Here is a 21,866-nt window from a genome sequence, read left to right on the forward strand (position 1 = left end):
CCCCCGGCATTGCGCCGGGGGCCTTCGTCGTGTCTGGGGTCCTCGGCGTTTCCGGGGGTTGGGTCTGGCGGTCGTTGTGGCGACCGTCAGAAACCATGTGGGAGTGCGATGCGGTCGAGCTTCCTTCCCGCCCCGGACACGCAAGTCACACCCGTAACTTGCGCAACATTGGCCCCAGATCCGTGCCGCGCGGTATGGTTGCCCCGTTATCTGGAAATGGGCCGCCGTGATCCGTGAAAATGACTGGCCACGGCACCTTTCCCAGGGTGGTTACGACGAGCGGATGGGGCGTGGCGGCGCAAATGGGCGACACTCGGGCATCGCGGAGAGCGCAGGCGGTGCGGTTGGCGCAGGGGGCGCGGGCGACACGACGGATGCCCGCACGGCGATGGGGCGGCCGAATCGCCGCCATGACCTGCGCCGTGCTCGCCTCGGTCGGTCTCGGCATCGCCCCCGCCACGGCCGCCCCGGTCGCACCCGAGGATCGGGTCGTGGCGCCGGAGCCGTCGACCGTCGTCAAGCATGACTACGCGCTGAACTACTCCATGCTGGAGATGGCCATGGAACCGCACGTCGTGGACGAAGACGTCGTGTCGAAGATCCTCGGCGCCACCCCCGGCCCCGTGCACAGGCGCGTCGACGGCGTGTGGTTCTCCTCGCCGACCGCGCCCGCCGAAGCCGACCGGCTCGCCGCCCAGGGAAGGGCGCTGGTCGGGCCGGGCACGCCGATCCTCGTCGGCGACGGCGACTCGCGCAACGTCTGCACCGTCACCGCCGCCGGACGCGACGCCGGCGACCGGCTCATCGCGCTGACCGCCGGGCACTGCGGCGGCGTCGGCGCGCCCGTTCGGTCCATGGACGCGAAGGAAGCCGGCGTGATCGGCAGCGTCCAGCGCGTCGACGCGACGTTCGACTACGCGGTGCTCGTTCTCCACGGCAATGCGGTGCCGACCTCGACGTACGGCGACACTCGCGTCGCGTCGGTCGGTGATCTGCCGAAGGCGGGGGAGATCGCGTGCAAGCAGGGCATCGCCACCGGCCGCACGTGTGGCCCGACGTGGGTCCAGGGCGCGCCCGGTTCCGCCGCCGACCCGCACGTGTCCACCCAGATCTGCGCCGCGCCCGGCGATTCCGGCGCGCCGGTGTTCGTCGGCGATCGTCTGGTGGCCATGGTCATGGGCGCCGATTCCGCCCCGGCGTGCCTGACGCCGCTGCAGGGACCGGTGTTCGCGCCGACGATCGTGACGTCCGTCCGCGCGCAGATCGACGACATGAACCTCCACGGCGGCCCCGGCGGCGGGTTCCGCCTGGCGTAGGAGTTCCGGCGTAGGGGTTCCGGCTACCGGATCCGGGCTTTCGCGGCGACGAGCAGCAGGGCGGTGCGGTCGACTTCGCCGTTGTTGATCTCGCGGTTGAGCTTGTGCAGCACCACCGGGCAGCGCAGGCAGCGGGTGCCGGATTTGCAGCACTTCTTCTTCGGCGTCATCGCGGCGAGTTTGAAGGGGTCCTTGCCGGCGAGCTTCTTCGCGGCTTTGGCCTCGGCTTTCGAGCATTCGGGCAGGCGCAGCGAGGTCGTTGCCGCGGCCTTCTTCTTGGCTTTGGCGGCGTCCTTCTTCTTGGCCTTCTTTTTGCCCTTGTCGCCCTTGGCCATGCGCGTTCCCTTCGTCGCGGATTTTCCCGGATCAGGTTAGCTTCGCCTCACGCGATGTGGGTAGGCGTGGGTGCCTGGCGGGTGTAATCGGGGGTTGCGTGACGACGGCTTGCCTGGCGGCCAGCGCCGCCGAGGCGAATGGCGGCCAAAGGGTGCCGCCGGGGCGAATGGCGGCCAAAGGGTGCCGCCCAGGCGAATGACGGCCAAAGGACGTCGAATCGCCCAAAACGACTCAGTGCCGTTCGTCGTGACCTGCGGAAATGGCGAGTGATAGTGAGTCGTTTTGGGCGATTCGCACTCGTTTGCGGATGTGGGCGACGGCCCGCCCGGTGCGGCGCCTACCTCAGGTAGCCGAGCACGGCGTCGTGGAGCAGACCGTTGGTGGCGACGGCGTCACCGCCGTGCGGCCCGTCCTCGCCGGCCAGCGAAGTGAAACGCCCGCCGGCCTCGGCCACCAGCACCGCCAACGGCGCCAGGTCCCACAACGACACCTCCGGCTCCGCGGCGACGTCCACCGCCCCTTCGGCGACGAGGCAGTAGGAGAAGAAGTCGCCGTAACCGCGCAGGCGCCAGGCGTCGTCGGTAAGCGAAATCAACTGGTCGCGCAGCCCACGGTCCCGCCAACCCGTCAGGGAGGAAATGGCCACCGAACAGTCGGCGACGTCGCCGACGCGGGACACGGTGATCCGCTTCGGGGCCGGCGCACCCGGCGATTCGGCGCGGGCCTCCGACGTCGCGGGTGAACCCACCGCCACCGACGTCCATGCGCCGCCGTCCTTCGCCGCCCACCAGCGACGCCCCAGCGCCGGGGCGGACACCACGCCGACCACCGGCACGCCATCGACCAGCAGCGCGATCAGCGTCGCCCACACGGGCACGCCGCGCACGAAGTTCTTCGTCCCGTCGATGGGGTCGATGACCCACTGGCGGCCCTCGAAGGTCGCGTCGCCGCCGAACTCCTCGCCGAGCACCTCGTCGTCGGGGCGTTCCTCGGACAGCAGCGCCCGCAGTTCCCGCTCGCAGGCGAGGTCGGCGTCGGACACGGGCGTGAGATCCGGCTTGGCCTCGACGTCGAGGTCGGCCGCGCCGAAGCGGGGCATGGTCACCGCGTCGGCGAGGTCGGCGAGCTGGTGGGCGAGGGCGAGGTCGTCGGAGAAGGCGCTCATGAGGGGTAGTCTAGACCGGCCCGACGGAAAGGCCCCGCATGCTCAACGCCCTGACCTACGCGTTTCTCGATTCGATCAATGTTTTGCTGATCGCGGTCGTCGTCGCGTTGGGGATGATGTTGCCCGCCGGCCGGTACCGTCGCATTACGCCGTTGCTGGTGTTCGGTGATTGGCTGGGCGTGGCGGTGCTGGCGTTGGCGGTGCTGGTGGTCTTCGACGGCCTGGGGGATCAGGTCGCGGCGCTGGTGGGGTCGCCGTTGTTCGGGGTGCTGTTGATCATCACGGGCGTGGCCACGGCGGGGCTGACCTTCCGCGGCGGCGATTCGTCGGCGTTGGTGGAGAAGATCCTCGCGCCGCTGCGCACCCCGTCGATCATGACCGTGGCCACCGGTTTCGTCCTCGGCGCCATCCAGTCGGTGACGTCGGTGCCGTTTTTCGCGGGGCTGGCGGTGCTTTCGGCCGGCGGGATTCCGGCGGTGGAGCGGTATCTGGGGCTCATTCTCTATGCGTCGGTGGCGTTGAGCTTGCCGACGCTCGTCGCCATCGCCGTCGGCGTCGTCCGCCATCGCCCGGATTCGTGGCTCGGCCGGGTCTTCGCCCTGGCGCGGGACAATCAGGCGCGGGTGTCGCGGGGCGCCGGGTACCTGGTGTCGTTCCTGCTCGTGTTCATCGGCGTGCTGCACCTGTAGGGCAGTACCCGTAGGGCGGTGCCTTGTGGCGGGCGGTTGCTTTACGACGCCCGCCTGCCGGCCGACGCCCGGTTCCTACGAGTCGAGCGTCCGCGCCAACTCGTCGACGACCGAGGCCGGACCGGCGATGCGCCACCCGTTGACCAGGGCGGAGGAACCTCCGACGCCGGCGACGAGCGCATGACCGGGCAGCCAATCCCACGACGCCACCGAGTGCTGGAACCAGGCGCCCAAGCGGCCCTCGGCCACCCCGGCCAGATCCATCGACGCCGACCCCAGCATCCGCCACGTGGCGAACTTTCCGGCCGCCTCGAGCCACGGCGCCACCATGGCGTCGTCGCCAAGCCAAGTCGAGTGCAGGTAGGTGCCCGCGCTCAGGGCCGCCGGATCGGCGTCGTCAAGCCTGGAAAGCTCGACCAACCCACGCTCGTCGGTGCGCGTGGTGGGCAAATCCGGGCCGCCGACCCACGTCGTCGACCCCGTCGTGCGGTGCACCGCCCCCAGGATCACGCGGTCGGGGGAGTCCGGCGAGCCCTCCACCAGCGCCACCGCCGAGCACCAGTAATCGGAACCCGACGTGAAGTTGTACGTGCCGTCGACCGGGTCGATCACCCACGTGCGGCCCGACGAGCCCTCCTTGGCCGACCCCTCCTCGCCGAGGATGCCGTCGTCCGGGCGCAGTCGGGCCAACTCCGAGACGACCAGCTCCTCGGCCGCGCGATCGGCGGCGGTGACCACGTCTGACACCGAGGTCTTGAACTCCGTCTCCAGGCCCTCCGCCCGCATCCGCGCCGCCAACTCCGCGGCACGCGCCACGACGTGCGCCGCCACCGACGCATCGTCGAGCGATGCATCATCGAAGGAATCGGTCCGGGCGGTCATCGCGTCATCCGTCATGGATCCCATTGTGCACGCGGCCGCCGATCCCGCACCCGGCGTGCCGTTGACGAAGGCTCGACGGCGCAGCCCCCGAAAACCCGCGGGGCCCGTTCGCTACAGTGGAGCGCGTGAATCCCGACGTGACCGCTGACCTCAATGACCTCGACGCGACGCTGACCACCATCGAAAAGGTGGTCGACCCGGCGGAGCTGTCCGATCGGGTCCGCGAACTGGAGGCGCAGGCCGCCGACCCGTCGCTGTGGGATGACCAGGACCACGCCCAGCAGGTCACCTCCCAGCTGTCGCAGGTGCAGGCGAAGCTGAAGAAGGTCACGGAACTGCGCCGACGTCTCGACGACCTGCCCGTCATGTACGAACTCGCCGAGGAAGAGGACGGCGACGCCGCCGCCGAGGCCACCGAGCTGGCCGACGCCGAGCGCGCCGAGCTGCGCGCCGACATCGAGTCGCTCGAGGTGACCACGATGCTGTCGGGCGAGTACGACGAGCGCGAGGCAGTCATCAACATCCGCGCCGGCGCCGGCGGAATCGACGCCGCGGACTTCGCCGAAATGCTCATGCGCATGTACACGCGATGGGCGGAAAAGCACGGCCACAAGGTCGACGTCTACGACATCTCCTACGCGGAGGAAGCCGGCATCAAGTCGTCGACGTTCGTCGTCCACGGCGAGTACATGTACGGCCAGCTGTCGGTCGAGCAGGGCACGCACCGCCTGGTGCGCATCTCGCCGTTCGACAACCAGGGCCGCCGCCAGACCTCCTTCGCCGAAGTCGAGGTCCTGCCGGTCGTGGAGACCACCGACCACATCGAGATCCCGGACAACGAGGTCCGCGTCGACGTCTACCGTTCCTCCGGCCCGGGCGGCCAGTCGGTCAACACCACCGACTCGGCGGTGCGACTGACGCACATCCCGACGGGCATCGTCGTCACCTGTCAGAACGAGAAGTCGCAGATCCAGAACAAGGCCTCGGCCATGCGGGTTCTGCAGGCGAAGCTGCTGGAGCGCAAGCGCCAGGAGGAGCAGGCGGAGATGGATGCCCTGGGCGCCGGCGGCAACGCGTCGTGGGGCAACCAGATGCGCTCCTACGTGCTGCACCCGTACCAGATGGTCAAGGACCTGCGGACCAGCCACGAGGTCAACAACCCGTCGGCGGTCCTCGACGGCGACATCGACGCGTTCCTGGAGGCCGGCATCCGCTGGCGCATGGACCAGGAGAACGAGGACTAGGTTCCCGGCCGCCGCGGGGCCGTGCCATGTGCCGCAACTCATGTGACACATGGTGCGCGTGACCACTAGGGTGATGGCCGTGATCACTTTCGACCGGGTTACCAAGACCTACGCAACCTCCACTCGACCGGCGCTGAACGAGGTGTCGGCTGAGATCGGCAAGGGCGAGTTCGTCTTCCTCATCGGCCCGTCCGGCTCGGGCAAGTCGACCTTCCTGCGCCTGATGGTGCGCGAGGAGAAGGCGGATTCCGGCCGGGTGCTCATCGGCGGCAAGGACGTCGCCAAGCTGCCGCGCCGGCACGTGCCCAAGCATCGCCAGAAGATCGGCTACGTCTTCCAGGACTTCCGACTGCTGCCGAAGAAGAACGTGTTCGACAACGTGGCCTTTTCGCTGCAGGTCATCGGTAAAAGCCGCGACAAGATCGACCCGGCCGTCCGCGAAACCCTCGAACTGGTCGGCCTGGCGGGCAAGGCCAACCGCATGCCCCATGAGCTCTCCGGCGGCGAGCAGCAGCGCGTGGCCATCGCCCGCGCGTTCGTCAACCGGCCGCTGATCCTGCTTGCCGACGAGCCCACCGGCAACCTCGACCCGGACACCTCCGGCGAGATCATGTTGCTGCTCGACCGGATCAACCGGCTGGGCACCACGGTGGTGATGTCCACCCACGACAGCGACGCCGTTGACGCCATGCGCCGCCGCGTGCTCGAGCTGGACAACGGCAAACTCGTGCGCGACGACGCCACCGGCGTCTACGGCCTGGGCCGCTAGGGCCGCCCCGGAAACGACGACCAAAAACGAAGGACGCAGGCGAAAAGACGATGAAGACCCGCTTCGTGCTCGGGGAAGCCCTCTCCGGATTGACCAAGAACATCACCATGACGGTGGCGATGATCATCACCACCGCCATCTCCCTGGCGCTGCTGGCGTCGGGGCTGCTGGTCACCGAGATGACCGACAAGACCAAGGACCTGTACCTCGATCGCGTGGAGGTGCTCATCGAACTCGACGAGGCCATCTCCGCCGAGGACGAGACGTGCTCGTCGCCCGCGTGCGCCGAGGTGCGCGACACCCTGGAGGACCAGGACGGAATCGAGCAGGTCACCTACCGCAACCGCCAGCAGAACTACGAGCATTTCGTGGCGCTGTTCGAGAGCACCGATCCGGCGCTGGTGGCCAACGCGACCCCGGAGTCGCTGCCGGCGGTGCTGCTGGTGCGCCTGGAGGATCCGACGGATTCGTCGCCGCTGGATCCGGTGCTCGGCATGGAGCAGGTCGTCCACGTCACCGACCAGCGCGACGACATCGGCAACGCCGCGTCGAACCTCGACTCGATCCGCAACGCGACGTTCCTCATTGCCGGCATCCAGGCGTTGGCGGCGGTTTTCCTCATCGCCAACATGGTGCAGATCGCCGCGTATTCGCGCCGCACGGAGGCGGAGATCATGCGCATGGTCGGCGCGACCCGGTGGTTCACGCAGGCGCCGTTCGTGCTCGAGGCCGTGTTCGCGGCGATCATCGGCGGCGTGCTGGCCATCGCGGGATTGTTCGCGGGCAAGGCCGCGGTCGTCGACCCGGCGATGCAGGGCCTGTATCAGGCGCAGCTCGTCGCCCCGGTGACCACCGGCGACATTTGGGCCGTCGCGCCGATCGTCATCCTCGTCGGCGCCGTGTTCGCCGGCATCACGGCGCAGGTGACGCTGCGTCTCTACTCGCGCAACTAGCCGCAACTGACGCTGGTCGGCATGGCGTCGACGTCGGGCCCCGCATCCGCTGCGGGGCCTTGTCGTTTCGTTGTCGTTTCGTTGTCGTATCGTCGCCGGATGTCACACCCCGGGCGTCGCGGGCCCGGCTGCTGCGGGTAAACTTCGGGGCATGAATAACGACGACGTGCAGCGCCCGCCGAAGCTCAAAAAAGACGCCTACGAAAAGGAGCTCAAGCGCCTGCAGGCCGAGCTCGTCGAGATGCAGCAGTGGGTCGTGGAGACCGGTGCGCGCCTCGTGGTGATCATGGAGGGCCGTGACGCCGCGGGCAAGGGTTCCGCCATCAAGCGCATCACCCAGTACCTCAATCCGCGCACGTGCCGCATCGAGGCGTTGCCGGCGCCGACGTCGCGCGAGTCGGGCCAATGGTACTTCCAACGTTACGTGGAGAAGTTGCCGACGGCCGGCGAGATCGTCATCTTCGACCGTTCCTGGTACAACCGGGCGGGCGTCGAGCGCGTGATGGGTTTCTGCACGTCGCAGGAGTACCGCCGTTTCCTGCACCAGGCGCCGATTTTCGAGCGTCTGCTGGTCGAGGACGGCATCATGCTGCGCAAGTACTGGTTCTCGGTGTCGGATGAGGAGCAGGTCCGCCGCTTCGAGTCGCGCCGCGAGGATCCGCTGCGCCGCTGGAAGCTGTCGCCGATGGACCTGGAGTCGATCACGCGGTGGGAGGACTACTCCCGGGCGAAGGACGAGATGTTCGTCCACACCGACATTCCGTCGGCGCCGTGGTACACGGTGGAGTCGGAGGACAAGAAGCGTTCGCGCATCAACGTCATCAGCCACCTGCTGTCGACCGTGCCGTACGAGCGCATCGAGCGCGAGATGCCGGAGATTCCGGAGCGTCCGGAGTCGCAGGCGCAGTACGAGCGTCCGCCGCGCACCGAGTTCCGTTACGTGCCGGATGTGGCGCGTCACCTCGAGGACGAGGAGCTGAAGGCGAAGAAGGCGGCCAAGAAGGCGAAGAAGGCCAAGAAGGCCAAGAAGGCCGAAAAGTCGGGCAAGGGCAAGTCCGGCAAGAAGTAGCGTCGCCGCGTCCGTTTCCGGTTTTTCGTTGCTTTACGACGTTCCGACCGTCCACGTTGCTCGGCGTGGGCGGTCGTTGTCGTCGTAAAGCGATGCCGTGGGGGCGGCGGGTGCCCCTTGTGCGAATTGCGGTTAACCCTTTTGTGGCGGCCCATCTGTGTCCTGTGCCACACTGGGCGGCATGACCGATTCTGTGATCAAGGACGTTTCCGGCCGCACGGGCCGCCTGACCCTCAACCGACCCAAGGCGCTCAATTCGCTGGATCTGGGCATGGTCCGGCACATCAACGAGGCGCTCGACGCGTGGCGCGACGATGACGCCGTCGAGCAGGTCGTCGTCGTGTCCGAGCACCCGAAGGCGTTTTGCGCCGGCGGCGACGTGCGTCAGATCCGCGACGCCCAGATCGCCGGCGATTCCGCCGAGGGCGACGCGTTCTTCTCGGAGGAGTACGAGATGAACGCCGCGATCGCGGAGTTCTCCAAGCCCTACGTCGCGGTCATCGACGGCATCGCCATGGGCGGCGGCCTCGGCGTGTCGCTGCATGGTTCGCACCGCGTGGTCACCGAGCGCGCCTCGGCCGCGATGCCGGAGATGGCCATCGGATTCCTGCCGGATGTCGGCATTTCGTGGTTCTCGCAGCATGTCACCGCGGCGTCGGGTCAGCCGGAGCCGGCGATCGCGCGTTTCCTGGGACTGACCGGTTACCGCCTCAACGCCGCCGACCTGCTGTGGGCCGGGTGGGCCACGCACTTCGTTCCGCAGGAGTCGCTGGCGGACTTCCTCGCCGCCGTGGACGCCGACGGCATCGAGGCCGCCCTCGACGAGTTCGCCGAGGACCCGGCCAAGGCCGGCGAGTCGAAGCTCGCCGCGTTCGCCCCCTGCGTCCGTCAGGTCTTCGGCTTCGACACCTGGCGCGAGATCGAAAACGCCCTCGACGGCGGCGCGTGCTCCGGCGAGGAGCGCCGCGTGATCAACGACCTGCTGCGCTCGGCCGCTCCGACGTCGCTCGTCGCCGGCGCCGAACTGTACGCCGCCAACGCCGCAGAGGGCGTCGACCTGCGTGCAGGCCTGCGCAACGAGTACAACATCGGCCGCATCCTGCGCCACGACCCCAACTTCGCCGAGGGCGTGCGCGCCGTGCTGGTGGACAAGGACCGCAACGCGCAGTGGAACCCGACGTCCACCGACGAGGTCGACCCGACCCCGTACCGTGAGGCAATCGGGAAGTAACCGAGGGACGTGGCCTGCGGCCGCGGGGATGGACCCGGGGGAGTTGGCCCGGGGGAGGGGGCGGCCACGCCTTTCTCAAGACCGGCCGCTCCTTCTTGGAGCCCGGCCACCCTTTCCGGCAAACCTTTCCGGCAAACCGAGCCGCCCCGATGTGCGCATCGGGGCGGCCGTTATGGTTCAGGCATGCCCGAAGGTCATGTGATTCACCGTCTTGCGCGGGATTTCAACGAACGGTTCACCGGCCGACCGCTGTCGGTGACCAGCCCGCAGGGGCGGTTTGCGGCGGAGGCGGCGGTCGTCGACGGCCATGAGCTCGACCATGCGGAGGCGTGGGGCAAGCACCTGTTCTTCGAGTTCGACGTGCCGCGGCCGGACCACATCATCCACATTCACCTGGGGTTGATCGGCCAGCTGAAGTTCGAGGGCCCCGACGACGTCGCGGGGCAGGTCCGGTTGCACGTGTCCAACGGCGAGGAATCGGCGAATCTGCGCGGGCCGCAGTGGTGCCGGTTGATCACCGACGAGGAGCGGGCGGCGGCGATTGCGAAGGTGGGGCAGGACCCGCTGCGCGACGACGCCGACCCCACCGAGATCGTCGACCGCGTGCGCCGGTCGCGCAGGCCCATCGGCGCGTTGCTCGTCGACCAGAAGCTCTACGCCGGCGTAGGCAGCATCTACCGGACCGAGACCCTGTTCCGCCTGGGCGTCCACCCGCTGACGCCGGGGGCGGACCTCGATGTCGGGACGCTCGAGGCGATGTGGGTCGACCTGCGCGAGCTGATGGAGGACGGCGTGCGCGTCGGCCGCATCGACACCGTCCGGCCCGAGCACACGCCCGAGGCGATGGGGCGGGAACCCCGCGAGGACGACCACGGCGGCGAGGTGTACGTCTACCGCCGGACCGGGCAGCCGTGCCACGTGTGCGGCACTCCCGTTGTCGAGGTCCCGATCGAATCGCGTCGGGTCTTCTACTGCCCGACCTGCCAGTCGGCCTGACCATCGGCGCCGGTTCAGCCACCGGCGACAGTCGGCCCCCGTGCTGGCTCGACTACCTGTGCCGTCCACCGGGCGGGGCGAAGTCGTCGGCGATCATCGCCGCGAGTTCCCGATAGGCCATGCGCGTGGCGGGCCGCAGCATGTCGATGTCGATGTCCGCGCCGCGCGCGATGTGCGGGTCATGCGGGATCACCTGCACCGCCCGGCAGCGCTGCCCGAACAGGTCGCGCAGCGCCTCCGCCTCGACGCCGGCGTCGGTGAGCTGGTTGACGACGACGACCGTCGACGACACCAGGTCCGCCCACCCGTGCGCGGACAGCCAGTCCAGCGTCGCCCACGCCGATCGGGCTCCGTCGAGGGCGGGCGTGGCCACGAGCACCAGGCAGTTGGCCTGGGCCAGGATCGCCGACACCGTCCCGTGCACGATTCCGGTGCCGCAGTCGGTGAGCAGGATGTTGTAGTGCCGGCGCAGGATGTCGAGCGTGCGGTCGTAGTCGGCGGCGGAGAAGGCCTCGCTCATCGACGGATCTCGTTCGCTGCCCAGCACCTCCAACCGCGAGGGGGCCTGGGTCGTGTACGAGCGGACTTCGGCGTAGCGGTCGGTCGACGGGGCGCGCAGGAGGTCCCGCACGGTGGCGGGGTTGGGGTCGGGCACCCGGTGGGCCAGGGTGCCGAAGTCGGGGTTGGCGTCGATGGCGATGACGCGGTCGCCGCGCAGCGACGCGAAGGTCGCGCCGAGGCCGATGGTCGTCGACGTTTTGCCCACCCCGCCCTTCACGCTGAGCACGGCGACGCGGTAGTCGCCGATGACCGGACGCCGGATGCGTTCGAGCAGTTCGCGTTCGGCGCGCTCGGCGGAGGATTCGCCCGGGTTGACGCGGCCGCCCGATGCGCGGTGCACCATGGCCCGCCAGCCCCGGCCCGGCCGCGGTCGTTCGGCGACCAGGCCGGCGATGTCGCCGACCGTCATTGGCCGCTGCTCGGCGTCGACGTGATCCCGGGCCGGAACCCGATGCGGATGATCCTTGCCCTCTGCGGGCCGCGGGTCGTCGCGCAGCGGCGCCGGCTCCTCGCGGTCGGGTTGCACCCGGTGGTCCAGCAGCGGAACCTGCGGGCGTGCGGTCGGATTGACGATGATCTGTCGTGACGGCGTCGATGCGCCGGATGAGTCCCCCCTCATGCTCAGGGAAACTACCGCAGCACCGGGGAGCCCGCGACCGCAGAGAACGGGGCGCCTCAGAGCAGCACGACGATGACCACCAGCACCGTGATGGCGGCGTCGAGGAGCCCGACGGTTTTCGGCGTCCACGGCTTGTCGCGGCGGGCGCCGGTGATCGGCATGAGCGTCGCCCGCGCGAGCATTACGACGGCGGCGACGATGGTCGCCGGGTGGAACGGATCCCCGCCGGTGCCGAGCACGGCGACGACGGCGGCGACGAGCGCGACGACGTGATAGCCCACCGATCCGATGAACCAGGGCTTTGAGCCGCGCTCGCGGATGAGCGTCTTCACGTAGGGCACGGTGCCGACGAAGTACGCCAGGTACACGGCGAATGCGGCCCACGCCTCCGCGTCCAGGCCGCCCCCGGCCCAGGCGGCGACGGGCAGGATGAGGCAGGCCGCGATGACGGTGGATACGCCCGATGCCAGCGACCTCGGACGCCGCTTCCATGCTTCGAAGACGGCCACGGCCACCAGCGGCGCGAACGCCGGGACCCACATGAGGAGCCGCCAGTCGAAGATCAGCGTCGTCAAGCCCGCGATGGCCGTAAGCGACCCGTACACCAGGACCGGCGGACGGTTGCGTTCGCGGAAGCGCGAGCGGATCCAGACGCTGCCGGCGAAGAACGTGAAATAACCGAGCCACCACGTCAGCAGCAGGGGAATCGCGGTCCACGACGGTGCCAGGATGACACCGGTGATCGCGGGGACGGTGACCATGAACCAGGCGCCGTGCTGGTCGGGCACCCAACCGGGTGCGCGGCGACGCTTTCGGGGCTTGCGTTGCACCCTGCGCTGCACCCTGGTCTCGGACATGACCCCCAGCATACTAATGCGAATTCATGATGGGCAATTGGCGTGGACTTTTCCGCCCATTCGGGCCACTCTCCGGCGCACCGCTGCTAACGTCGGCAGCGAACATTCTCAGGGCGGGGTGGAATTCCCCACCGGCGGTGACGCCGGGCCACGCGTGGCCCGGACGAGTCCGCGAGCGCTCCCTCAGGGGAGGTCAGCAGATCCGGTTGGAACCCGGAACCGACGGTCATAGTCCGGATGGGAGAGAAGGAGATCCACCGTGGATTCCGTCATGTCCGCACTCGTCGGTTTTTTGACCGCGCAGCTGACCATCGGGGGAGCGCCCATTTTGGTGCGCGAGATCGTCGGCAATCTTTTCGGCCTCGGTTCGGCGTATCTGGGCATGCGCCGCCTGGTCTGGGCCTGGCCGGTGGGCATCGCCGGCAACATCCTGCTGTTCACGGTGTTCCTCGGCGGCGTCTTCCACACGCCGCAGGACCTGGACCTGTACGGCCAGGCGGGGCGGCAGGTGATGTTCCTGCTGGTCAGCGTGTACGGCTGGTGGCGGTGGGCGCAGACGCGCCGGGTCGTCGCGGGCGACGGTTCCGGGCGTGACGACGCCGCCGTGATGCCCCGATGGGCCACCGGCCGCGAGCGCATGGTCATGCTCGCGTTCGCCGTGGGAGGCACCGTCATTTTCGCCAGGATCTTCGGGGCCCTGGGCTCGTGGGGGCCGTGGGCCGACGCATGGATCTTCGTCGGGTCGATGTTGGCCACCTGGGGCATGGCGAAGGGCTGGACGGAGTTCTGGCTCATCTGGATCGCCGTCGACGTCGTCGGCGTGCCGCTGCTGTTCCTCGGCGGCTACTACCCTTCGGCGGCGCTGTACCTGTTCTACGGCGGGTTCGTCACCTGGGGTTTCGTCACCTGGCTGCGGATCCAGCGTCAGGATCGTGCGGCGGCGGCCTCGTCGAGCAGCCTGTCCAGCGTGACGACGACCCCCGAGTCCGTGTTGGACGGCGCCAGGTAGTTCGCGGCGGCCTTGATGTCGTCGTGGGCGTTGGCCATGGCGAAGGACATGTCGCCGGCGCCCATCATCTGCAGGTCGTTGAGGAAATCGCCGAACACGGCGGTCTGCGCCGGAGTGACGCCGAGACGTTCCTGCAGCGCGCGCACCGCGTGGCCCTTGTGGCGGCCGGGGACCATCATGTCCACCCAGCACCGTCCGGAGACGGCGATTTCGAGTCGGTCGCCGACCAGGCGCTCCATCATCGGGGCGGCGTCGAGCCCGGAGCCCCGGTCGTCGAAGATGGCCAGCTTGATGACGCCTTCGTTGACCTCGTGGAGATCGTCGACCACGGCCCGCGAGTGGTAGTACTTCGCGGCCTCGTCGTTGAAACCCGGCTGGTCGATTTCCATGTGGGCGACCTCCGGATGGCAGACGATGAGACCCATCGGCGCACCGTCGGCGCGGGCGGCGCGCACGGCGTCGATGACATCGTCGACGATGCCCGGATCCATGCCGTCGGCTGCGGAGAGTTCGCCGTCGCGGGCGACGACGTTGCCGTTTTCGGCGATGAACGTCTCGACCGCCGCACCGGATTCGGTGCGGATGCCGCCGAACATGTCGCGCAGCGTCGCATGCTGCCGGCCCGATGCCGGAGCGAAGGTGACGCCGGCGGCGCCGAGCCGATCGAGAAGACGGGGCAGGTCGGCGGGCAGCTCACCGGCGTCGTCGAGAAGCGTGCCGTCCATGTCCACCACCACCAGGCGCAGGTCGGCCGGGGCGGCGGGGAAATCGGTGGGCCGGGGGTGGCCGGCGGAATCGGCGTGATCGGGGGTATCGCACATGACCGCGACCCTAGCGCCGAATCCGGATCGGCGGGAACGCCTAATCCTCCGGCAGCGGCGGCTGGTGGCGAAGATCCCGGGCCTCGGCCCTGCGGACCTCACGGGGCTCGTCGTCGCGGTGCTTGCGGCCGGAGCGGGGGAATTGCCAGTTGCTCAGGCCGGGCAGTTTCTCCAGCGCCTCGCGGCCGGCGTCGAGGGAACGGCGGAACACCTCGCCGCCGACGTCGCGCGTCCGATCCAACGCATCGGAGGCCAAATGCTCCGCCTTGCGCAGCAGCTCCTCGCGCTTTTCCTCCCGACGACGCTTCGCCTCCGCCGCATCGTTTTGCCGGGTGCGCTCCCGCTCGAAGGCCTCTGCGTCGCGGGCCTCGGCGTCGGAAAGCCTCTTCGACGCCGCGGCCGCAGCGTCCCAGCTTTCCTCCAGACTCTCCGCCAGATGCAGCATCGAGTCGATGCGCCGCTCCATGTCCCGCATCTTCTCGCGGTACCCCGACTGAATGTCGTAGCGGCGCAGCAGACGGCGGGCCCGCGTGGCGTCGTCGCGCCACGAGGCGATCGGGCCCTCCACGATGGAATCGTCCGCGATGAACCGGTGCTCCCACGGATCGACGTCGGGCGACGACAGATTCGAGCGCAGGCGCTCATCGCGATCCAGCACCTCCTGCACCAGCAGGCGGGCGCGCTCCTCGGCATGGGAGGCGCGGGCGGAACGAGAATTGTCGGATCGGAAAGTCACGCGGCCCATCCTACGGACGGGACAACCACCGGTGCAGGCGACTTGCGGCGACTAGAACAGGCCGGTCGGGTTCGTGGCGTAGCTGACCAGCAGGTTCTTGGTCTGCTGGTAGTGCGACAGCATCATCAGGTGGTTCTCGCGGCCGATGCCGGACTTCTTGTAGCCGCCGAACGCCGCGTGCGCCGGGTACACGTGGTACGCGTTGCACCACACGCGACCGGCCTGGATGGCCCGGCCCGCCTTGTAGATGTTGTTGTTCGACCGCGACCACACGCCGGCGCCGAGGCCGAACATGGTGTCGTTGGCGATCTTCACGGCCTCGTCGAAGGAGGAGAACGTGGTCACGCCGAGCACCGGGCCGAAGATCTCCTCCTGGAACAGGCGCATGTCGTTGACGCCGGAGAAGATGGTCGGCTCGATGTAGTAGCCGCCCGACAGGCTGCCCTCGAGCTGTGCCTGGCCGCCGCCGAGCTCCAGCTTGGCGCCCTCGGTCTTGCCGATTTCGATGTACTTGAGGATCTTGTCCAGCTGCTCCTTCGACGCCTGCGCGCCGACCATGGTCTCGGTGTCCAGCGGGTCGCCGCGGCGGATCTTGGACACGCGCTCGATGCCCAGCTGCACGAAGTCATCGGCGATGGACTCGTGGACGAGCGCGCGCGAGGGGCAGGTGCACACCTCGCCCTGGTTGAGGGCGAACATGGAGAAGCCCTCGACGGCCTTGTCCCGGAAGGCGTCGTCGGCGTCCATGATGTCGTCGAAGAAGATGTTGGGGGACTTGCCGCCCAGCTCCAGGGTGACGGGCACGAGGTTGTCGGCGGCGGTCTTCATGATGATCGAGCCCGTGGTGGTCTCGCCGGTGAAGGCGATCTTGGCGATGCGGTCGGAGCCGGACAGGGCGGCGCCGGCTTCCTCGCCGAAGCCGTTGACGATGTTGACCACGCCGTCGGGCAGCAGGTCACCGATGAGCTCGATGAGGTGCAGGATCGACGCGGGGGTCTGCTCGGCCGGCTTGAGCACGACGCAGTTGCCGGCGGCCAGGGCGGGGGCGAGCTTCCACGTGGCCATGAGGATGGGGAAGTTCCAGGGGATGATCTGCCCGACGACGCCGAGCGGCTCGTGGAAGTGGTAGGCGACCAGGTCTTCCTCGATCTGCGACAGGCGGCCCTCCTGGGTGCGGGCGGCGGCGGCGAAGTAGCGGAAGTGGTCGATGGCCAGGGGGATGTCGGCGGCGAGGCATTCGCGGATGGGCTTGCCGTTGTCCCACGTCTCGGCGACGGCGATTTCCTCGAGGTGTTCTTCCATGCGGTCGGCGATCTTGTTGAGCACCTTCGCCCGCTCGGCCGGCGGCGTCGTGCCCCAGGCGGGGGCCGCGGCGTGAGCGGCGTCGAGGGCCTTCTCGATGTCCTTCGCGGTGGAGCGGGCGACTTCGGTGAACACTTCGCCGGTGACGGGGGAGACGACTTCGAAGTAGTTGCCGTCGACGGGGTCCTGGAAGCCTCCGTCGATCCAGTTGCCGTAGCGCGGTTTGAACGACATCTTCGCGCCGTCGGACCCGGGGTGGGCGTAGGTGGTCATTGCGGTCCTCCTGGTGGTGCGTGGGATCGGGTGTGCCGAGTGCGCCGAGTGCGGCGGTCGGGGCGCCCCGTGCGTGGGCGGCCCGCCCTCGACGAATCGACGGTGATTCACGCCACGCGAAGCGTTGTCGCGCAAACCTAATCACGTGTCGCTTTCGTGTCAACGATGATTTTCTCCCACCCTGGTCATCGCTACCCTGGCCCCATGATCACCGTTCCGGAACTGCTCGCCCCCGTCGATCCCGAGGCGCCGTTGCTCGTCGTGGCCACGCGCGAGGAAGCCGAACACCTCGCCGTCGACGTTCCCGTGCTGCTCACCGGCATCGGCCGCATCAACGCCACCGCTGCGCTGTCGGAGACGCTGGCCCGGGGACCGTCGCCGACGACGGTGCTCAACGTGGGCACCGCGGGTGCGCTTCACGACGGCCCGTCGTCCGGATTGCACGGCGTCCACCGCATCAGCCGCGTGGTGCTCCACGATTTCTCCCATTCGGCCGTGCGCAGGTTGGCGGGCGCCGACGCATACCCTCCGATCGCCCTCGATGTGCCGGCCGACGAGGCTGGGGAGGGGCCGTCGTCAAGCACCGCGGAAACCGGAAAAGTTCTGGCCACCGGCGACCTGTTCGTGGAAGACTCCGCGACCCGCGCCCGCCTCGCCGCCACCGCCGACCTGGTGGACATGGAGGGCTACGCCATCGCGTGGGTCGCCCGCAGGTACGGGGTGCCCGTGGAACTGATCAAGCTGGTGTCCGACCCCGCCGACGAATCCGCCGGCACGCTGTGGGTCGACGGCATCGCGGAATGCTCGCGGGTGCTCGGCGAGCACCTGGAGGCGCGGCTGGGCGGGTAGCGCTCGTGGCGCGCGGCGGCGTCAGACGGTGAAGCGGACGCCGGTCAGTTCCTCGGTGAGCACCCACAACTGGGCCTGCTTGCCGATGTCCCTCGACACCTTCGACGACTTCGCCATCCCGACGTCGCCCTTGGCCTCGAACGGTCCGGTCGGGCCGAGGAAGGAACCGCCGGGCACGGTCTCGTCCGTCGCCGCGGCGAGCAGGGGATCGGCGCCCATGTCGGCATCGCTGAAAAGCTTGTCGACGGCCGGCTCGCCGATCCTGCCCAACAACCCGGGCAGCCGACGCATGAACGCCGTCGCCGCAATGCCGGGATGCGCGATGACGCACCGCGCCCGCGCACCGTCCACAGCGGACGCGGCGGCCTGCGCCAGGCGACGATCCAACTCCCGGCCGAACATCAAACACGCCAGCTTCGACTGCGCGTACGCCCGGAAACCGCGGACATCGGCCGAATTCGGGTCGGCCCACCTCAAATCGCGGACGTGGGAGTGGGCCAACGACGACACCTCGACGACGCGGGCGCCGACGACATCGCGATACAGGGGCAGCAGATGCCGCGCGAGCAGGAACCCGCCGACGTAATTGGTGGCGAAGTGGATCTCCCAGCCGAGGGAATTCTCCGCGTGATCGCCCGGCACGATGAGCCCGGCGTTGTTGACGAGCACGTCGACCGCGTCGGTGCGGCCGGCGATCTCGGCGGCGGCGCGTTCGACGTCATCCGGCTCCGACATGTCGGCCAGGACGACGCCGACGGATCCGGCCCCGGCGGCGTCGATGCGGGTCCGCGCCGCGGTGGCCCGTTCGGGGTTGCGGCACACCATGATGATGTCCGCCCCACGCCGCGCCAACTCGGTGGCGACGACGAAACCGATGCCCGAGTTTGCGCCGGTGATGACCGCGGTGCGTCCGGTCTGATCGGGGATGAGGTCACGCGTCCAAGTCACGGCCCTCATTGAACCACCGGACGGCCGAGTCCGCGGTTCGAGGTTTCGCAGGCTTCGCCGAGGACCGCGTCGGTTCGGCGCGGCTCGGCGATCGTGGTTAGTCAGCGACCATGGTCTCCAGGGTGAACTCCGGGTGCTCCTTCTCGATGAAGGACAGCTTCCACTTGTCGCCGAACAACGCGATGAGCGCGCCGTCGGAGCGGGTGAAGATCTCCACGCCGCGCTGCTTGGCCAACTCCGGCGCGGTCTTCTCGTCCGTGCGGCGGGCAACCGAGTAGGGGATCGGGTCCGCGACCGTTTCGACGTTGTACTCGTTTTCCATCCGGGCCATCATGACCTCGAACTGCATCGGGCCGACGGCGGCCATGACCGGGGCGGCGTCGCCGCGGGCGTCGTTGCGCAGGATCTGCACCACGCCCTCGGCGTCGAGCTGCTCGATGGCCTTGCGGAACTGCTTGTACTTGCCCAGCGACTTGGCCCGCAGGGTGCGGAAATGCTCCGGCGCGAACTGCGGCATCGGCGAGAACTGCACCTTGCGGCCCGAGTAGATCGTGTCGCCCGGCGCCAGCGAACCGGCGTTGACCAAACCGACGATGTCACCCGGGTAGGCGGTTTCGACGGTCGAGCGCGTCCGGCCGAACACGGTCAGGGCGTACTTCGTCGAAAAGCTGCGGCCCGACTGGGCGTGGGTGACCTGCATGCCCCGGTCGAACTCCCCGGACACGACCCGCATGAACGCGAGTTTGTCGCGGTGGTGGGCGTCCATGCCGGCCTGGACCTTGAACACGACGCCGGCGAAATCGTCCTCCGGGCAGCGGATTTCGTCGATGGCGCCCTGACCGCCGGCCGCGGCGGCCTCGACGGCGGCGGGATCGGACTCGCGGGCGGCGGGCGCGGGGGCCAACTCGCACAGCGTGTCCAGGATCTGGTGCACGCCCCAGTTGAGCATGGCGGAGGCGAAGATCACCGGCGAGGTGTCTCCCGCGAGGTACATCTCCTGGTCGTGGTCGGCGCCGTCGGCCGACAGCAGCTCCGATTCCTCGGCGGCGGTCTCCCACGTGTCGCCCTGCTCGGCGGCGGCCTCGTCGGGGGTCAGGTGCGTTTCCTCGGCGATGGTCGACCCGCCGGCGGTGCGCTCGAAGCGGATGAACTCCTCGGCCTCGCCGTCCTCGCCGCGGCGGAGCAGACCGCGGAAATCACCGGCCTCGCCGACGGGCCAGTACAGCGGGGTGGGCTGCAGGCCGATTTCCTCGACGATTTCGTCCATCAGCTCCAGCGGCGCCTTGCCCGGGCGGTCCCACTTGTTGATCACCGTGATGATCGGGATGCCGTTGGACTTGCACACCCGGAACAGCTTCAGCGTCTGCGGCTCCAGGCCCTTGGCGCCGTCGACGAGCATGACCGCGGCATCGACGGCGGTGAGCACTCGATAGGTGTCCTCCGAGAAGTCCGCGTGGCCCGGGGTGTCCACCAGGTTGATCATGTACGGCTCGCCGTCGTGGTTTTCCGGCGCGTACTCGAACTGCAGGGCCGACGAGGCGATGGAAATGCCGCGGTCCTTCTCCATGTCCATCCAGTCGGAGACCGTGGACTTGCGGCCGGCCTTGCCGTGGACGGCGCCGGCCTCGCTGATGACGTGCGCGTGCAGCGCCAGCGCCTCGGTGAGCGTGGACTTGCCGGCGTCGGGGTGCGCGATGACCGCGAACGTGCGGCGGCGTGCGGCCTCATCGGCGAGGGTGTTCATGGATTCCTTTGCGTCGTCGTTTTCTGCGGGTGGCAGGTGGTCAAGGATAGTCGCGGTGCTTTGCGACGATTCCGTCGCTCCGGGCGTGGCTCCGGGGGTGGCTCTACCCGTGGCTCCGACCGTCGTCTTACTCGTCGGCGGCGTTCTTGCTCAACTGTTCGGCGTAGGCGCGGATTTCGTCGTCGGGGTCGAAGCGCCGGTCCTGCAGTTCGGCGGGCCAGTTGTCGGGGTCGGGGTCCTTGACGGCGGTGGCGTAGGGCGCGAACTCCTTGACCGAACGGAAGCGGATGGCGGTGGCGGAGTCGGGGTCGTCGGGAAGCGGCGCGGACACGGACACGTCGTGGACCGCCCGCGGCAGGCCGGTGATGGGGTTGGTGGGCCATTCGACGCCGAAGGTCACCGTCGGGGCGGCGTCGACGGCCGCCGGGTCGGAGGGGAACAACAGGAATTCGACGAGCCCCGAGTCCGGCGCGAAGTACCAGCCGCCGTCGTGCAGCAGGGCCCGCAGTTCCATTGCGGCGGTGAGGCAGCGGTCCATGCCCGTGCCCTCGTAGGCGTCGAGTGCGTCGTCGATTTCGGCGAGGGTGAATTCGCCGTCGAGCAGTGCGGCGACAACGTCGGCGTCGCCGGCGGGGATCGACCCGGTGGCGAGGACCGCGGGAGCTTTGCCCGTGGTGGCGTCGGCGGTGGTCGCGGCGTCGGCGGCGGCCTCGGCGGCGTGTGCTTCGTCGTTCCGGCTCATGGTGCGCAGTCTATCGGTCGACCCGGATCTCCCCGAAGCCGCGGCGACGGCCCAGGTGGTCGCGGCGTCTCATGCGCGGATCGGCTTTCCGGTGGCACCATGGAGGCGAACGCGTCTTCCGGCGCTCGCCGGCGTTGTCCGGGGCCCGCCCGCCCCGTGCCGGCGTTTGTTCGAGCAAGTCAGATGGAATCTGACGGAAAGGTGACTCACATGAGCATCAGCGACATTGGACCCAAGCCGAACGCCTTCGACATCGAGACCGAGACCCGCGACAACGCGAACTACCGCAGCGTGGCGTGGACCGGCAAGTACCTGCAGGTGACCCTGATGTCCATCGAGCCGGGCGGGAACATCGGCCTGGAGGTGCATCCGGACACCGATCAGTTCCTGCGCGTCGACGCCGGCAAGGGCGTCTGCAAGATGGGCCCGGCGAAGGACGACCTCAGCTTCGAGCAGGAGGTGTCCGACGGTTGGGCCATCGTGGTGCCGGCGGGGAAGTGGCATGACGTCGTCAACACCGGCGACGAGCCGCTGCGTCTGTACTCCATTTACGCGCCGTCGCATCACGCGGCGGGCATCGTGCAGGCGACCCCCGAGGACGCTGAACGCGACGAGGAGTCCGGCAAGGATGTCCCGCCGGAGTGGACCGTCCAGCCCGACAATCCGTCGGAGGACGGGCACGCGTAGGTTTTCCGCGCGTTTCCCGTCGGCGGCCCGCGCCGCGCTTGTGTCGCGGGTTGCTTGACGACGACCCG

22 protein-coding genes and 1 riboswitch are annotated in these 21,866 nt (G+C 68.9%); of the genes, 11 read left to right on the plus strand and 11 right to left on the minus strand.

Annotated features, from left to right (window positions below; all coding sequences use genetic code 11):
- Positions 1 to 410: 410 nt before the first annotated feature.
- On the plus strand, positions 411 to 1,316 hold the full coding sequence (locus HMPREF3121_RS10290; RefSeq protein ID WP_070523142.1) for a chymotrypsin family serine protease: 906 nt from the start codon (positions 411 to 413) through the stop codon (positions 1,314 to 1,316).
- A 23-nt stretch (positions 1,317 to 1,339) separates the two neighbouring features.
- Here HMPREF3121_RS10290 and HMPREF3121_RS10295 read toward each other — a convergent pair whose 3' ends face one another.
- The gene (locus tag HMPREF3121_RS10295; RefSeq protein ID WP_070523145.1) at positions 1,340 to 1,651 is read right to left on the minus strand and encodes a hypothetical protein; all 312 of its coding nucleotides are present in this window, start codon (positions 1,649 to 1,651) and stop codon (positions 1,340 to 1,342) included.
- A gap of 338 nt (positions 1,652 to 1,989) precedes the next feature.
- Positions 1,990 to 2,817 carry an inositol monophosphatase family protein gene (locus HMPREF3121_RS10300; RefSeq protein WP_070523147.1) on the minus strand — a complete coding sequence of 276 codons (828 nt, stop codon included), beginning with the start codon at positions 2,815 to 2,817 and terminating at the stop codon, positions 1,990 to 1,992.
- 38 nt (positions 2,818 to 2,855) lie between these two features.
- Between HMPREF3121_RS10300 and HMPREF3121_RS10305 the strand changes: the two genes are divergently transcribed.
- Complete coding sequence (locus HMPREF3121_RS10305) at positions 2,856 to 3,506, plus strand: hypothetical protein (RefSeq protein ID WP_070523148.1); 651 nt, start codon at positions 2,856 to 2,858, stop codon at positions 3,504 to 3,506.
- A 75-nt stretch (positions 3,507 to 3,581) separates the two neighbouring features.
- Here HMPREF3121_RS10305 and HMPREF3121_RS10310 read toward each other — a convergent pair whose 3' ends face one another.
- Positions 3,582 to 4,403 carry an inositol monophosphatase family protein gene (locus HMPREF3121_RS10310; RefSeq protein WP_070523179.1) on the minus strand — a complete coding sequence of 274 codons (822 nt, stop codon included), beginning with the start codon at positions 4,401 to 4,403 and terminating at the stop codon, positions 3,582 to 3,584.
- A gap of 110 nt (positions 4,404 to 4,513) precedes the next feature.
- On the opposite strand from HMPREF3121_RS10310, the gene prfB reads away from it, so the two are divergent.
- From prfB to HMPREF3121_RS10340, 6 genes are all read left to right on the plus strand, one after another.
- Positions 4,514 to 5,632: a peptide chain release factor 2 gene (gene prfB / locus HMPREF3121_RS10315; RefSeq protein ID WP_070523182.1), complete on the plus strand. Its 1,119-nt coding sequence runs from the start codon at positions 4,514 to 4,516 to the stop codon at positions 5,630 to 5,632.
- Positions 5,633 to 5,711: 79 nt separating this feature from the next.
- Positions 5,712 to 6,401 (plus strand): cell division ATP-binding protein FtsE, encoded by a 690-nt coding sequence (gene ftsE / locus HMPREF3121_RS10320; protein WP_070523185.1) that lies wholly within the window; start codon positions 5,712 to 5,714, stop codon positions 6,399 to 6,401.
- Between the two features lie 50 nt (positions 6,402 to 6,451).
- Positions 6,452 to 7,354 carry a permease-like cell division protein FtsX gene (ftsX, locus tag HMPREF3121_RS10325; protein WP_070523150.1) on the plus strand — a complete coding sequence of 301 codons (903 nt, stop codon included), beginning with the start codon at positions 6,452 to 6,454 and terminating at the stop codon, positions 7,352 to 7,354.
- Between the two features lie 151 nt (positions 7,355 to 7,505).
- Positions 7,506 to 8,423 (plus strand): polyphosphate kinase 2, encoded by a 918-nt coding sequence (gene ppk2 / locus HMPREF3121_RS10330; protein WP_070523153.1) that lies wholly within the window; start codon positions 7,506 to 7,508, stop codon positions 8,421 to 8,423.
- Positions 8,424 to 8,604: 181 nt separating this feature from the next.
- Entirely contained in the window at positions 8,605 to 9,654 is a 1,050-nt protein-coding gene (locus HMPREF3121_RS10335; RefSeq protein ID WP_070523155.1) for an enoyl-CoA hydratase/isomerase family protein, read from the plus strand.
- Positions 9,655 to 9,837: 183 nt separating this feature from the next.
- A complete protein-coding gene (locus HMPREF3121_RS10340; protein WP_070523158.1) occupies positions 9,838 to 10,650 on the plus strand; it encodes an Fpg/Nei family DNA glycosylase in 813 nt (270 codons plus the stop codon).
- A gap of 52 nt (positions 10,651 to 10,702) precedes the next feature.
- On the opposite strand, the gene HMPREF3121_RS10345 is transcribed toward HMPREF3121_RS10340, so the two are convergent.
- Positions 10,703 to 11,830 (minus strand): MinD/ParA family ATP-binding protein, encoded by a 1,128-nt coding sequence (locus tag HMPREF3121_RS10345; protein WP_083291625.1) that lies wholly within the window; start codon positions 11,828 to 11,830, stop codon positions 10,703 to 10,705.
- A 56-nt stretch (positions 11,831 to 11,886) separates the two neighbouring features.
- On the minus strand, positions 11,887 to 12,687 hold the full coding sequence (locus tag HMPREF3121_RS10350) for a YwiC-like family protein (protein WP_070523186.1): 801 nt from the start codon (positions 12,685 to 12,687) through the stop codon (positions 11,887 to 11,889).
- Between the two features lie 100 nt (positions 12,688 to 12,787).
- Positions 12,788 to 12,940, plus strand: a riboswitch (FMN riboswitch).
- A gap of 18 nt (positions 12,941 to 12,958) precedes the next feature.
- On the opposite strand from HMPREF3121_RS10350, the gene HMPREF3121_RS10355 reads away from it, so the two are divergent.
- Positions 12,959 to 13,696, plus strand: coding sequence for a nicotinamide mononucleotide transporter family protein (locus tag HMPREF3121_RS10355; protein ID WP_070523189.1), 738 nt, complete (start codon positions 12,959 to 12,961; stop codon positions 13,694 to 13,696).
- Here the strand turns inward: HMPREF3121_RS10355 and HMPREF3121_RS10360 are convergent.
- From HMPREF3121_RS10360 to HMPREF3121_RS10370, 3 genes are read right to left on the minus strand one after another with little or no spacing between them, the layout of a single operon-like run.
- Positions 13,612 to 14,517 (minus strand): HAD hydrolase family protein, encoded by a 906-nt coding sequence (locus tag HMPREF3121_RS10360; RefSeq protein ID WP_070523163.1) that lies wholly within the window; start codon positions 14,515 to 14,517, stop codon positions 13,612 to 13,614. The genes HMPREF3121_RS10355 and HMPREF3121_RS10360 overlap by 85 nt on opposite strands.
- Positions 14,518 to 14,557: 40 nt before the next feature.
- Entirely contained in the window at positions 14,558 to 15,253 is a 696-nt protein-coding gene (locus tag HMPREF3121_RS10365) for a hypothetical protein (RefSeq protein WP_070523191.1), read from the minus strand.
- Between the two features lie 51 nt (positions 15,254 to 15,304).
- Positions 15,305 to 16,828 carry an acetaldehyde dehydrogenase ExaC gene (locus HMPREF3121_RS10370; protein WP_070523166.1) on the minus strand — a complete coding sequence of 508 codons (1,524 nt, stop codon included), beginning with the start codon at positions 16,826 to 16,828 and terminating at the stop codon, positions 15,305 to 15,307.
- A 204-nt stretch (positions 16,829 to 17,032) separates the two neighbouring features.
- Here HMPREF3121_RS10370 and HMPREF3121_RS10375 point away from each other — a divergent pair, with 204 nt between their 5' ends.
- The gene (locus HMPREF3121_RS10375) at positions 17,033 to 17,677 is read left to right on the plus strand and encodes a nucleosidase (protein ID WP_083291627.1); all 645 of its coding nucleotides are present in this window, start codon (positions 17,033 to 17,035) and stop codon (positions 17,675 to 17,677) included.
- A 21-nt stretch (positions 17,678 to 17,698) separates the two neighbouring features.
- Here HMPREF3121_RS10375 and HMPREF3121_RS10380 read toward each other — a convergent pair whose 3' ends face one another.
- From HMPREF3121_RS10380 to HMPREF3121_RS10390, 3 genes are all read right to left on the minus strand, one after another.
- Positions 17,699 to 18,625 carry an SDR family NAD(P)-dependent oxidoreductase gene (locus HMPREF3121_RS10380; RefSeq protein ID WP_168161400.1) on the minus strand — a complete coding sequence of 309 codons (927 nt, stop codon included), beginning with the start codon at positions 18,623 to 18,625 and terminating at the stop codon, positions 17,699 to 17,701.
- A gap of 97 nt (positions 18,626 to 18,722) precedes the next feature.
- Positions 18,723 to 20,369, minus strand: a complete 1,647-nt coding sequence (locus HMPREF3121_RS10385; RefSeq protein ID WP_070523172.1) for a peptide chain release factor 3 — start codon at positions 20,367 to 20,369, stop codon at positions 18,723 to 18,725.
- Positions 20,370 to 20,496: 127 nt separating this feature from the next.
- On the minus strand, positions 20,497 to 21,111 hold the full coding sequence (locus HMPREF3121_RS10390; protein ID WP_070523175.1) for a hypothetical protein: 615 nt from the start codon (positions 21,109 to 21,111) through the stop codon (positions 20,497 to 20,499).
- Positions 21,112 to 21,321: 210 nt separating this feature from the next.
- Here HMPREF3121_RS10390 and HMPREF3121_RS10395 point away from each other — a divergent pair, with 210 nt between their 5' ends.
- Positions 21,322 to 21,798, plus strand: a complete 477-nt coding sequence (locus HMPREF3121_RS10395) for a cupin domain-containing protein (RefSeq protein ID WP_070523176.1) — start codon at positions 21,322 to 21,324, stop codon at positions 21,796 to 21,798.
- The last annotated feature ends 68 nt before the right edge of the window (positions 21,799 to 21,866 follow it).

Origin of the sequence: Corynebacterium sp. HMSC11E11 (genome assembly GCF_001807025.1) — a bacterium.
GTDB lineage: Bacteria > Actinomycetota > Actinomycetes > Mycobacteriales > Mycobacteriaceae > Corynebacterium > Corynebacterium freneyi.